Genomic DNA, 11790 nt, shown 5'->3' on the forward strand with positions numbered 1-11790 from the left:
TTGCCTGAATTGTCATTGCGGAAGAACGCGGTCGCGCAAGGCGGCAACATGTCTCCACTTTCCCGATGGAGACAGCACCCATGTCAGGCAATGGTCCAATCCTTGTGTACTACGACGGACTCTGTCCGGTCTGTAGCCGTGAGGTTGCCCTGTATCGTCAATTGAACCGGTGCGGCGGAATCCGCTGGCAGGATCTGGCTGAAGACACTGATCCCTCGCTCGATCTTGATGCCGCCTTTCGACTCCTGCATGTGCGGGATACCGGCGGGTTCCTGCACATCGGCTTCGACGCACATCTGCTCATGTGGGAGCGCCTGCGCGGCTTCCGACTGTTGGCGTGGGCCTTGCGGCGTTGTCGACCGGGCCGACTCGTGGCTGAAAGCGTTTACCTGTGGCTGACAGCTCGTCGCCCCGGCTTGCGCCGTCGCCAGGCGGCATCGAGCGGCATCAATGCGTGAACCCGGCGTCCAATGGCGTGACCTGGTCGCACTGACCCGTCGCGAAGTGGCGATGGAGCTGTGCCTGCCATTGCCCTGGCTGCTTGCCGCAACTATGGCCGGCGCAGCCGGACACCGTGGCTGGGTCGTCTTTGCGACCCTGATCATGTTCATGATGGGTTTGCGCATCACCCACAACGCGTTCCACCGAAACCTGGGTATCTCGCGCAGTGCCGGCGATCTGGTCATGTTTGCGCTCAGTGTGCTACTGGGCGGCGCGATGCATGCGATCGAATATACCCATCTTCGTCACCATCGGAATTGCCTTGCGGACGACGACGTCGAGGGCCACATCGCCCATCTCGGTTTCTTGAGCGCCGTATTACACAGTCCGATCTATCCCATGCAGATTCATTGGGTCGCCATGCGCCGGGGCTCCAACCGTCAAAAGCGCTGGATAGTCCTGGAGCTCACAGCGGTCGTGCTCTTGCACGCAGCGATCTGGCTCAGCGACAACAGCACGCTCAAGGTGATGGCCATGAGTCTCTACTTTGCCAATGCCAGCGCGCCCCTCGTCGGCATTTGGGCGGTGCATCGCAATTGTGAGAAGGGCAGGTTCCGGGCTCGGACGAGTCGTTCGATTCTGCTCAACGCGCTGACCGTCAATCTGTTCAACCATCTTGAACATCATCTTTATCCGGCAGTGCCAACCTGCCACTTGCCCATATTGGCGCGCCGACTGGATGCGCATTGGCAAGGCGATGAACCACCACCGGACGTGCTCGGATGCACTGCTATCCGGCATTTGCGTGCCGCAGCGTGGCCATGAACGCATCGGATCGTTCAGACCGAATGGCGCATCGCGGTCTCCGCTACAATCCATCCATGCCCTCCCGACTCAATGATTTGTCCCGCCTGCTTGCGGCTTCTGAACTGAAGCCCGTCTGGCTGATTGCCGGGGCCGAACACCTGCAGGTCATGGAAGCTGCCGACCAGCTGCGTGCCCGTTGCCGTGAGCTTGGCTACGCCGAGCGCGAGATCCACGATGTCGACCATCGCTTCGACTGGAACGAGCTGGCCATGTCGGGTGCGGCCATGTCGCTGTTCGCCATGCGTCGCGTGATCGAGTTGCGCATGCCCACCGGCAAGCCCGGCAGGGAAGGCTCGGCGGCTATCAGCGCCTGGTGTGCCGATCCGCCGCCCGATACATTGCTGCTGATTACCGCGCAGGAATGGAGCAGGGCGCATGAGGGGGCCTGGTACAAGTCGGTCGACAAGGTCGGCGTGGCGATGCCGGTCTGGCCGCTGAAGCGCGAGGAATTGCCGGGCTGGATCAACGCGCGCATGAAGTCGCGCGGACTCAAGGCCACGCGTGACGCGGTCGAACTGCTGGCCGAGCGGGTCGAAGGCAACCTGCTGGCTGCTGCGCAGGAGATCGACAAGCTGTCTCTCCTGGTTGGTGAGACAACGCTGGATGTCGAGACGCTCGAGGCCAGCGTCGCCGACGATGCGCGATTCGACGTATTCCGCCTGACCGATGCGGCCATTGCAGGAGACGCCAGCCGCGCCTTGCGCATGGTCGGCGGGCTCAAAGCGGAAGGCGCGGAACCGATTCCGCTGATCGGCTGGTTGTTGAGTCAGTTGCGCGTGCTGTCGCGGCTCGCCAGTGCGGGCGGCAACATCAGCCAGGCATTCCAGGCCGAGCGCATCTGGGACGCCAAGCAGGCCGGATTCCGGCGCGCGCTCAAGGCCGGAAACGCTGCTCACTGGGAACGCTGCATCGTCCAGGCCGGACTGATCGACCGCATTTCGAAAGGCCGCGCCCAGGGCGATGCCTGGCGCGAGATCGAGCGTCTGATCTCGGCCATTGCGAGTCCGCGCGCGGGTGCCGACCTGCTCGGCGCGCAATCCTGATTTCCAGGTCGATCGAATCCGGCATGCCTGATCCCGCAGCCCGCACGCTCGCCCTGTTCGGCGGCACCTTTGATCCGGTCCACCTCGGTCATTTGCGCGTGGCCTGGGAAGCGGCCGAATTTCTCGAAGCCGAAGTACGCATGATGCCGGCCAACGTGCCACCGCATCGGCCGCAGCCGGTGTCCAGCGCCGGGCAACGCGTCGCCATGTTGCAGGCCGCATTGCTCGGGCAGAGCCGACTGGTGCTCGATGATCGCGAATTGCGCCGGGAGGGACCGTCCTACACGGTGGATACGCTGATCGAGCTGCGCGATGAAATCGGCACAGACCGCCCCGTCATCCTGCTGGTCGGCGCCGATGCCTGGTCAGGTCTTGCGGACTGGCATCGCTGGAAGGACCTGTTCGAACTGGCCCATATCGGCGTGCTGACCCGAGCAGGTCACCAGGCCCGGGAGTCGAGCAGTTTGTCCGCGCATGCGTCGGGCCGCAGGACCGAGGTTGTTGCGGACCTTGCCCAGGCGCCGGCCGGACGCATCATCGACATTCAGGTGTCCGCGCTGGAGATATCCGCCACGCGCATTCGCTCTGACATCGCTGCCGGTCGCGTACCCCGCTTTCTGGTTCCGCCCGCGCTGCTGGACGACGAATCCCTGCTCGCGCCCTACCGAAGCTAGCCCGGCTTGTCGCTGCAGGGCGTGCCTGGTCCCTGCCGGCCTGCCGCTGGTCATGCCGCCACTGTTCATGGCGGTAGTGTCTGCAGACACTGACTGAAGATGATCGGCGACATCGCGCAGGAATGCCGCATCCGCGCACCTCCATGGACAGGGCGCTTTAAGCAGCCTTCACTGATAACCTCGGACCATGAACCTGGAATCCTCATCGCAACAATCCTTGCCCGGCATATTCGCCTGGCGGCGCGTGCGCAGCGTGCTGATTGCTTGCGCGCCACTGATCCTGCTGATGATGCCGGGCTGGAAGGTTTCCTACGCCGTGCTGATTTTCCGCTGGCTCTACATCGGCGCGCTTTGCCTGCTGGCGTTCGGCGTGTTCGAGCGCTGGCCGCGCAAACCGCCACGCTGGATCGCACGTTGGGTCCTGCAGGTGATTGCGGTGGCCGTTGTCGTGCCGATCGCCACCTGGACCGCCTACTTCATCACCACGCAGGCGGACCCGGTCCCGTTCTGGAAGGACAGCGACCGGATGATCGGGTTTGCGACGTTCACGATCCTGAGCCTGCTGATTGCACCGTGGATGGCGGTCTCTGCGCTCATAGGACAGATCAGCGGCAAGGCGCAACGCCAGGCGCTGGCGTTCGAGCTAGAACGCAGCGAATTGGAGCGCGAGGCCACCCAGGCGCGGCTGCGCCTGCTGCAGGCCCAGGTCGAGCCGCACTTCCTTTTCAATACCCTGGCCAATGTTCGCGAGCTGGTCGAGTCCGGCTCGGCACAGGCGTCTGCGGTCCTGAACAGCCTGATCGCCTATCTGCGCGCGGCGGTGCCTCGCCTGCACGAACCTGCTACCACGATGAAGCAGGAAATCGAACTCGTGCGAGCCTATCTTGAAGTCATGCACATGCGCATGCCGGATCGGTTGCAGTACATGCTGCAGGTGGAGAATTCATCCCTGACCCTGCATTGCCCGCCAATGGCGCTGCTGACCCTGGTCGAGAATGCGGTTCGACACGGCATCGATCCAAGCGAAGCGGGCGGCCGCATCGAAGTGCGGGTCACCGAGGAGAATGGCCAATGCCGCTGCCAGGTCATCGATACGGGTGTCGGCATGCAGGACAGCTTCGACAACATCGGTACCGGGTTGGCCAACCTGCGAGAGCGGATGCGCCTGATGTTTGGTGATGCTGCGCGGTTGCGCCTGAATCCGCTGGTTCCGCAGGGAGTCAGTGCCGAGCTCGAATTTCCGGCGCGCAGAGGTGTGCCGTGAGCCACGCCAATCCGACTGCCCTGATCGCGGACGACGAGCCGCTGCTGCGCGCTTCGCTCAAGCGCCTGCTGCAGCAGGCATGGCCGGAACTGGCGGTGATCGCCGAAGCACGCAACGGTCGCGAAGCGGTCGAGCGGTTCGAAGCCCTGTCCCCTGACATCTGCTTTCTCGATGTGCACATGCCGGGTCTGTCGGGGGTGGAGGCGGCGCGCTTCATCGGCCGGCGTGCCCAGCTCGTTTTCGTCACCGCCTTCGATCGCTACGCCGTCCAGGCATTTGAGAGCGGCGCGCTGGACTATCTGGTCAAGCCGGTGGAGCCGGATCGGCTCGCCGATACCGTCTCGCGCCTGCAGGAACGGCTGCGTGCGGGGCAGGTGATGGATGCCGACGCCTTGGTGGCGCAACTGGCCGAACGCCTGCGAAAGGGATCTGCCCCTGCCGCATTGCGCTGGATTCGAGCGTCGGTCGGCCAGACCGTGCGCATGATCGCAGTCGAGGAAATCGACTACCTCCGCTCCGACTCCAAGTACACGCGCATCGCCTGGCGCGGTGATGAAGGCAAGCCGGCCGAAGCGCTGGTGCGCACACCACTGAAGGAACTGCTGGCGCAACTCGACACCGCCCAATTCGCCCAGGTGCATCGCGCCGTTGTGGTCAACATGAATGCAATCAGCCATGTGGTCCGTGGCGACAACGAAACCGCCAGCATCCATCTGCGCGGACGCGATGACGTGTTGCCGGTCAGCCGAAATTACCTGCACCTGTTCAGACAGATGTAGTTTCAGGGGCGCACAAGTAACCGAGGCAGCGCTGAATAGTGCTCTGCACCCCGTCGACCAACTTCGATGAGTTGCTTCACAACAGCGAAGCTGGTCGATGACGACTCACTCAGCTTTGCCTGGGTTGTGTCAGGGCCCAACGTGTCCGGGAAACAGGCAAACGCCAGTAGTTTGGACAAGGCGGGCGAAGCGGTATCTACTACGTCTACCTGCCTTGACCCAACGATCGGAGATGTCGTGCCAAAAGTGAGTTCACCGAAGAAGATCGCCAAGTCCCTGACCGAATACTGGTCCCCGCGGGTCATTGCCGAAGTGGACGACTCCTACGTCAAGGTGGCCAGGGTCAATGGCGAACTCGACTGGCACAGTCATGCCAACGAAGACGAGATGTTCCTGATCCTCGAAGGCGCGCTGCATATCGATCTCGAAGATGGATCAAGCGTGGATCTTGCCGAAGGCGATCTCTACGTCGTGCCCAAGGGCGTGCGACACAATCCGAGCACGACCGGCGATTGCCTGCTCATGCTGATCGAGCGCAAGTCGACCCTGCACACCGGAGACACGGTCAACGAAAAGACGCGCTCGCTGGACGAGCAACTGCGGCCGGTCTAGTCGGGCGCTGAACAAGGGCTGCGTCTCAAGCCAGGAAATCGGACAGTCGCCGTGACGGATCAGGCACTTGTACAAGGTCGCTCCTGGTCATCGATCAACCGCGCTTGGCCTTGAGCTTCGCGACCATGTCCTTGAGCACGGTCTGCGCTTCGTCGCAGAACCAGCGATCGGCGAATACCTCGTTGCTGATGTCGGCGACGCGGTCGAATTCGGCGTGCAGGTCGGCGCGGGCGATGCGGCGTGTTTCGCTCATGGCCTGTGGCGGTTTGGCCAGCAATTCCCGTAGCCAGCTGATGGCGCGGCCGACGACGAGTTCGGTGTCGACCAGTTCGTCGACCAGGCCGATGCGATGTGCTTCCTCGGCATCGACCATGGCGCCGGCGACCATCAGCCGCTCGGCACGATGCGCACCCAGCAGGCGGCGCATGGCGGCCTGGATGATTTCCGGCACAACCAGTCCGACCTGGACTTCATTCAGGCCAATGCGGAATTCACCGCGCGCCATGATGCGGTAGTCGCAGTAGAGCGTGAGTACGGCGCCGCCGGCCGGGCTGTGCCCGGTGATGGCGGCTACAACGGGAATCGGGCAACGACCCAGGGCTTCGCATAAGCCCATGAACTCCATCCAGAAAGCCCCCATCGCCACGCGATCGAGTTGCAGCAGGGTGGGCACGTCGAGGCCGGCCGAAAACATGCCCGCATGACCCGACAACACGATGCCACGCGCTCCCTGGCCGGGTGCTTCTTTGACCGCCTCGCGCAGCGCGCCGACCAGTTCCGGGTTCAGGGCATTCACCGGTGGCCGCGAAAGGCGCAGTTCGTGGATATCGCCGTGGCGGGTTGTTTCGAGTACGGACATGGGGATGCCTTCGATTTCTGGAAAGGGGAATCGGAAAGAGAAACGGCGGCTGTCAGCATTGCGGCAGCGCCGACCCAAGGCAAGCATACAGCTGGCCATTCGGTGTCGTATGGAATTGCAGTATAGGTCAGCCAGCTCCCGGGTTTTTCCGCGATCCCGAGCACTGCGGCAATTCGCACCCGTGCTCGGGACGCATGCGGCGATATCATGCAACCTCTACTCCGGAGGCAGCCATGAATCTCCAGAAACACCTGGGCGTCCTGTTGACTCTGTTGATACCGTTCGGCGCAGCGCACGCTGCCGGCACCCTCGAAGTCTCCAATGCGTGGATTCCGCAGGCACCGCCAGGAGCAGGCGCCATGGCCGGCTATCTGGATCTGAAGAACACCGGTGACGAGGCGGTGGGTGTCGTCTCGGCGAAAAGCGCCCGCTTTGGCGAGGTCTCGCTGCATCGGACCGTGGTCGAGGACGGCATGGCGCGGATGCGTCCCCTGCAGGATGTTGTCATCGCACCGGGAAAGACGTTCACGTTTGCACCGGGTGGCAACCATCTGATGTTGATGGACCCTGTTTCCGCAGTCGCGCCGGGCGATTCGATCACCATCGATTTCGAGCTTTCCGATGGCCAACAGCTGCAGGCAGACTTCGAAGTGCGGGCGGCGGACGGGTCCAGCGGCGACTCGCACGAGCATCATCATTGATTCCGACATAGCGCCTTGAGCAGCGCGGTGCATTCAGGATGCGTCAAACAGGAATTCTTTCGTAGGAGGCCCGTCAGGGGCGATGCTTTGACCAGCCTTTCGGCTGTTGAAAGCGAACCCGATGCGAATAGAGCATCGCCCCTGACGGGCCTCCTACGAGTGGCTTAGGGACTCGGCAAGCAATGCTAGTCGGACCACCAAGGGGCTGGTCGCAGCCAGCCGCATTGCCTTTTGCTGCAATGCATCGAAGAATGGCGGATCGCAGGTCCCCGAATCCTTCATGCACTTCGAGCCGTGAATCCGTCCGACACACTCCTTCCGCACGACGCTCCGTGGGTCGTCGTCAAGTTTGGTGGCACCAGCGTGTCGACACGACCGCGCTGGGACAATATTGCGGGCATTGCGGCTACGCATCTGGCGGCTGGCAAACGGGTACTGATCGTGGTCTCCGCGCTGTCCGGCATCACCGACCAGCTCAAGGCCATCGGTGAGGCGCCTGCAGACGCGGCGCGCTGCGCCGATCTGCGCGACACCATCGTTGCGCGCCACCACGCGCTGTTTGGCGAAATGGGTCTGTCCAGGCGCAATGGTGTCGATGCCTGGATGGCGAAACTCGATCAATTGCTGGCCGATCCGCGCCGCAATACCGGCGAACTGGCCTGGCAGGCGGAAGTGCTGGCGCTGGGCGAACTCACCTCGAGTACGCTGGGTGCTGCATACCTCAACTCGCTGGGCCTGACCACGCACTGGCTGGATTCGCGTGAGTGCCTGCGTGCCGAGGCCCTGCCCAATCAGGCCGACTGGGGCAAATGGCTGTCGGCATCCGTGCGTGTGCGTCACGATCCGCAGACGGCAGCAGCGTTGGCCGCACGCGGCAATGTCTTCATCGCGCAGGGCTTCATTGCGCGCAGCGGCGAGTCCGCGACCGCCGTGCTCGGTCGCGGCGGATCGGATACTTCGGCTGCCTACTTTGGGGCCCTGCTCAAGGCCGAGGCGGTCGAGATCTGGACCGATGTGCCCGGCATGTTCAGCGCCAATCCGCGCCAGGTTCCCGATGCACGTCTGCTCTCCAGGCTTGACTATGCGGAGGCGCAGGAAATCGCGACGACCGGAGCCAAGGTCTTGCATCCGCGCTGCATCCATCCGGTGCGCGACGAACGCGTGCCGATCCGGATCAAGGACACCAATCGCCCCGATCTGCCCGGAACCGAAATCGTCTGGAACACACAGTCGAGCGCACCGAGCGTCAAGGCGATCAGCTCGCGCAAGGGCATCACTCTGGTATCGATGGAATCGATCAGCATGTGGCAGCAGGTCGGCTTCCTTTCCGACGTGTTCGAAGTGTTCAAGCGCCACGGCTTGTCGGTGGACCTGATCGGATCGGCCGAAACCAATGTCACGGTGTCGCTCGATCCTTCGGACAACCTGCTCGATTCGGACGTGCTGGCCCGGCTGTGCACGGATCTCGAAGCCTTCTGTCGGGTCAAGGTGATTGCACCCTGTGCGGCGATCACCCTGGTCGGGCGCGGCATGCGCGCGATGCTGCACCGGCTGTCAGCGGTGCTTGCCGAGTTCGGTGCCCTGGATGTGCATCTGATCTCGCAGTCTTCGAACAATCTCAATCTGACCTTCGTCATCGACGAGGCCGTGGTGGATTCGCTGATACCCCGCCTGCATGCCTTGCTCATTCGTGCCGAAGTCATGCGTATCGGAGATCCTGAAATCTTCGGGCCGAGTTGGCGCGAGCTGGCCGAAGACGCTGCGGCTGTTCATCGAACGAGCTGGTGGCGACGCGAGCGTGGAAAGCTGCTTGCACTGGCGGCGGAGTCGACGCCGCGCTATGTCTACTGTCTCGACCAGGTGCGGGAACAGGCGCGCGGCCTTGGCGCGCTCGGCACGGTCGATCGCTGGCACTATGCATTGAAGGCCAATCCGCATCCGGACATCCTGCGCAGCCTGCATGCCGAGGGCTTTGCCTTCGAATGCGTTTCCTGGAACGAGATCGCGGCGCTGCGCCGCGTGCTGCCGGAGCTGCCCGCGGAACGCATCCTGTTCACGCCTAATTTTGCGCCGCGCGAGGAATATCGCGCTGCACTCGCAGCCGGGGTCCGGGTCACCCTGGATGCCCTGCATCCGATTGCAGAGTGGGGCGAAGATTTTTCCGGGCGCGACATTTTTCTGCGCGTCGATCTTGGCGCCGGTCGCGGCCATCACGACAAGGTCAAGACCGGCGGCGCGCAATCCAAGTTCGGCGTCTCACTCAGCGAAATCGCGACCTTCCGCAATCTGGCTCGCGAACATGGCGCACGCATTGTCGGCCTGCACGCACATCTCGGCTCGGGCATTCTCGATGCGCAGCACTGGCGCAGCGTCTACGTCCAGCTCGCCAGCCTGGCCGAACAGTTCAATCGCATCGAGGTGCTTGATCTCGGCGGCGGCCTTGGTGTGCCATCGCGTCCCGAGGATGTGCCACTGGATCTGGCTGCGCTGGGTGCAGCGCTGGAGGAGGTCAAGCAGGCCTATCCGCAGTTTCAACTCTGGATGGAACCCGGTCGCTATCTCGTTGCCGAAGCCGGCGTATTGCTGGCGAAAGTGACCCAGACCAAGCGCAAGGGCGAGGTGCACTATGTCGGCATCGACGCCGGAATGAATTCACTGATCCGCCCGGCGCTCTACGAATCCTGGCACGAGATCGTGAATCTCGATCGTCTCGATGCGCCGCCCGAGGAGCTTGTGCAGATTGTCGGCCCGATCTGCGAGACCGGCGACGTGCTCGGCAACAACCGGCGCTTGCCTGCATGCCAGGAGGGCGACGTGATTCTTGTTGCGGAAGCGGGTGCCTACGGTGCCGTGATGGGCTCGCGCTACAACATGCGCGAACCTGCTGCCGAGGTGTGCCTGTGAGTCTTGCCAATCCACGTTCCGCAACCAGCTTCCGTTTCGTGCGCAACGAATATGCCGAGGGCGAGGTGCGCCTGGTCTACGCGTTCGATGAGGGTCCCGAGCTGGTCGAGCGGATCGGTTTTCCGGATGCGCCTCAATTGCCTGCGCAGCGCCGGGCCGCCCTTGAGGCTGCGCTGAACCTGCTGCACCTGATCGCGGGAGTGAGCTACTACAAGGCAGGGGTGCCGGGTGCGATCGCTGTCGAATGCATGCAATTGGATGCATCGACCGCAAGCTTCCTCGATGCCCTGTACCTGCACGGTCTCGGTGAATTTGCCTATCAGAACAGGATCGACTTGCGTGGCAGGATTCGATTCCCCGTCGATCCAGCGGGGCGGGCATGGACATCGGCGCAATCCATCGACCTGCCACGCAGCACTCTGGTGCCCATAGGCGGCGGCAAGGATTCGCTGGTCAGCGTGGAGATGCTCAGGGCCGTCGGAGAAAATGCCACGGCTGCATGGATCGGCAGTTCTGCCCTGATCGAATCCTGCGCGCAGCGAACCGAATTGCCGATGCTCAACATTTCGCGATCCATTTCGCCCGTACTGTTCGAGTACAACCGGGCCGGTGCGCTGAACGGCCACATTCCGGTGACAGCGATCAACTCGGCCATCCTCGTGGTCGCCGCGATTCTCTACGGACACGATGCGATCGCTTTTTCGAACGAACGATCCGCGTCGAGTGCGACGCTCGAATACGACGGCGTGCCGATCAACCACCAATGGAGCAAGGGTTGGGAGTTCGAGCGCGGCTTTCGCGAGCTCGTGCACACGCGGGTAGCGCTGGACCTCGATTACTACTCGTTGTTGCGACCGCTGTCCGAGCTGGCCGTGGCTTCGCGGTTTGCGCGCAATAGCCGATATGACGACGTGTTTTCCAGTTGCAATCGGAATTTCCGCATACTCGGACCGAAGCCTTCGGATCGCTGGTGCGGCCAGTGTCCGAAATGCCATTTCGTCTTTCTGGCCCTGGCACCGTTCATGCCGAAGCCTCGCCTGCTCGGGATATTCGGGCGCAATCTGCTCGACGATACCGCGCAAACCGCCGGCTTCGATGCCTTGATCGAGTATCGCGATCACAAGCCGTTCGAGTGCGTCGGCGAGGGCCGGGAATCACGCGCCGCACTGGCCACGTTGAGCCAGCGTGCGGAGTGGCGCGAGGATGCCATTGTCGAGCGCTTTGCTCATGAAATCCTGCCCCAGCTCGATCCGCTGGAGTTGTCGATCGATGCCTTGTTGCAGGTCGAGGGCGAGCATGCCATTCCTTCGCGCCTGCTCGCCGAAGTCGAGCGGGGCTGAGTCATGCGCATCGCCGATCTCGCCGGTTTGCGGGTTGCGATCTGGGGTCTCGGCCGTGAAGGCCACGCAGCGCACAGCGCGCTGCGTCAGCGCCTGCCCGAACTGCCATTGACGGTGTTCTGCAGCGACGCCGAAGCCCATTTTCTGATCGATGGCAATCCGCTGGACCGGTTTGTCACGACGGCGCCCACGGCGGCAGACCTTTCCGCATTCGACTGCATCATCAAGTCACCCGGTATCGGCGGCTATCGACCGGAGTTGCTCGATGCGCAGCGCAACGGCACGCGATTTACCTCGGCAACCGCG

General features: G+C 62.9%; 11 protein-coding genes and 1 pseudogene. 11 read left to right on the forward strand and 1 reads right to left on the reverse strand.

Going from position 1 to position 11790, the window contains the following annotated elements; genetic code table 11:
* The first annotated feature begins 80 nt into the window (after window positions 1–80).
* The 7 genes from R3F00_RS15780 (at window position 81) to R3F00_RS15810 (ending at window position 5680) form a co-directional block, all read left to right on the forward strand.
* A complete protein-coding gene (locus tag R3F00_RS15780; RefSeq protein ID WP_371282762.1) occupies window positions 81–458 on the forward strand; it encodes a thiol-disulfide oxidoreductase DCC family protein in 378 nt (125 codons plus the stop codon).
* Window positions 451–1266 carry a fatty acid desaturase gene (locus tag R3F00_RS15785; protein ID WP_371282763.1) on the forward strand — a complete coding sequence of 272 codons (816 nt, stop codon included), beginning with the start codon at window positions 451–453 and terminating at the stop codon, window positions 1264–1266. Before R3F00_RS15780 ends, R3F00_RS15785 begins: the two co-directional genes overlap by 8 nt.
* 56 nt (window positions 1267–1322) lie before the next feature.
* Window positions 1323–2351 carry a DNA polymerase III subunit delta gene (holA, locus tag R3F00_RS15790; RefSeq protein WP_371282764.1) on the forward strand — a complete coding sequence of 343 codons (1029 nt, stop codon included), beginning with the start codon at window positions 1323–1325 and terminating at the stop codon, window positions 2349–2351.
* 23 nt (window positions 2352–2374) lie between these two features.
* Window positions 2375–3025 carry a nicotinate-nucleotide adenylyltransferase gene (nadD, locus tag R3F00_RS15795; RefSeq protein WP_371282765.1) on the forward strand — a complete coding sequence of 217 codons (651 nt, stop codon included), beginning with the start codon at window positions 2375–2377 and terminating at the stop codon, window positions 3023–3025.
* Between the two features lie 187 nt (window positions 3026–3212).
* Window positions 3213–4289 (forward strand): sensor histidine kinase, encoded by a 1077-nt coding sequence (locus R3F00_RS15800; protein ID WP_371282766.1) that lies wholly within the window; start codon window positions 3213–3215, stop codon window positions 4287–4289.
* The gene (locus R3F00_RS15805) at window positions 4286–5068 is read left to right on the forward strand and encodes a LytR/AlgR family response regulator transcription factor (RefSeq protein WP_371282767.1); all 783 of its coding nucleotides are present in this window, start codon (window positions 4286–4288) and stop codon (window positions 5066–5068) included. The genes R3F00_RS15800 and R3F00_RS15805 overlap by 4 nt, the downstream gene beginning before the upstream one ends.
* Window positions 5069–5305: 237 nt before the next feature.
* Window positions 5306–5680: a cupin domain-containing protein gene (locus tag R3F00_RS15810; protein ID WP_371282768.1), complete on the forward strand. Its 375-nt coding sequence runs from the start codon at window positions 5306–5308 to the stop codon at window positions 5678–5680.
* Window positions 5681–5774: 94 nt separating this feature from the next.
* Here the strand turns inward: R3F00_RS15810 and R3F00_RS15815 are convergent, their stop codons facing one another.
* Entirely contained in the window at window positions 5775–6539 is a 765-nt protein-coding gene (locus R3F00_RS15815) for an enoyl-CoA hydratase/isomerase family protein (RefSeq protein WP_371282769.1), read from the reverse strand.
* A 233-nt stretch (window positions 6540–6772) separates the two neighbouring features.
* On the opposite strand from R3F00_RS15815, the gene R3F00_RS15820 reads away from it, so the two are divergent.
* From R3F00_RS15820 to R3F00_RS15835, 4 genes and pseudogenes are all read left to right on the forward strand, one after another.
* Window positions 6773–7240 (forward strand): copper chaperone PCu(A)C, encoded by a 468-nt coding sequence (locus R3F00_RS15820; RefSeq protein WP_371282770.1) that lies wholly within the window; start codon window positions 6773–6775, stop codon window positions 7238–7240.
* A 294-nt stretch (window positions 7241–7534) separates the two neighbouring features.
* Entirely contained in the window at window positions 7535–10144 is a 2610-nt protein-coding gene (locus R3F00_RS15825) for a bifunctional aspartate kinase/diaminopimelate decarboxylase (RefSeq protein ID WP_371282771.1), read from the forward strand.
* Complete coding sequence (gene murL / locus R3F00_RS15830; protein ID WP_371282772.1) at window positions 10141–11484, forward strand: UDP-N-acetyl-alpha-D-muramoyl-L-alanyl-L-glutamate epimerase; 1344 nt, start codon at window positions 10141–10143, stop codon at window positions 11482–11484. Before R3F00_RS15825 ends, murL begins: the two co-directional genes overlap by 4 nt.
* A gap of 3 nt (window positions 11485–11487) precedes the next feature.
* A pseudogene (locus R3F00_RS15835) lies at window positions 11488–11790 on the forward strand (UDP-N-acetylmuramoyl-L-alanine--D-glutamate ligase); the annotation flags it as partial.

The organism is Dokdonella sp., from assembly GCF_041395345.1.
Classification (GTDB): Bacteria; Pseudomonadota; Gammaproteobacteria; order Xanthomonadales; family Rhodanobacteraceae; genus Dokdonella.

Excerpts from the sequence above, each read along its gene's own strand:
- R3F00_RS15780 (WP_371282762.1), top strand. The coding sequence starts at position 81 with ATGTCAGGCAATGGTCCAATCCTTGTGTACTACGACGGACTCTGTCCG.
- R3F00_RS15785 (WP_371282763.1), top strand. The coding sequence starts at position 451 with ATGCGTGAACCCGGCGTCCAATGGCGTGACCTGGTCGCACTGACCCGT.
- holA (WP_371282764.1), top strand. The coding sequence starts at position 1,323 with ATGCCCTCCCGACTCAATGATTTGTCCCGCCTGCTTGCGGCTTCTGAA.
- nadD (WP_371282765.1), top strand. The coding sequence starts at position 2,375 with ATGCCTGATCCCGCAGCCCGCACGCTCGCCCTGTTCGGCGGCACCTTT.
- R3F00_RS15800 (WP_371282766.1), top strand. The coding sequence starts at position 3,213 with ATGAACCTGGAATCCTCATCGCAACAATCCTTGCCCGGCATATTCGCC.
- R3F00_RS15815 (WP_371282769.1), bottom strand. The coding sequence starts at position 6,539 with ATGTCCGTACTCGAAACAACCCGCCACGGCGATATCCACGAACTGCGC.
- R3F00_RS15820 (WP_371282770.1), top strand. The coding sequence starts at position 6,773 with ATGAATCTCCAGAAACACCTGGGCGTCCTGTTGACTCTGTTGATACCG.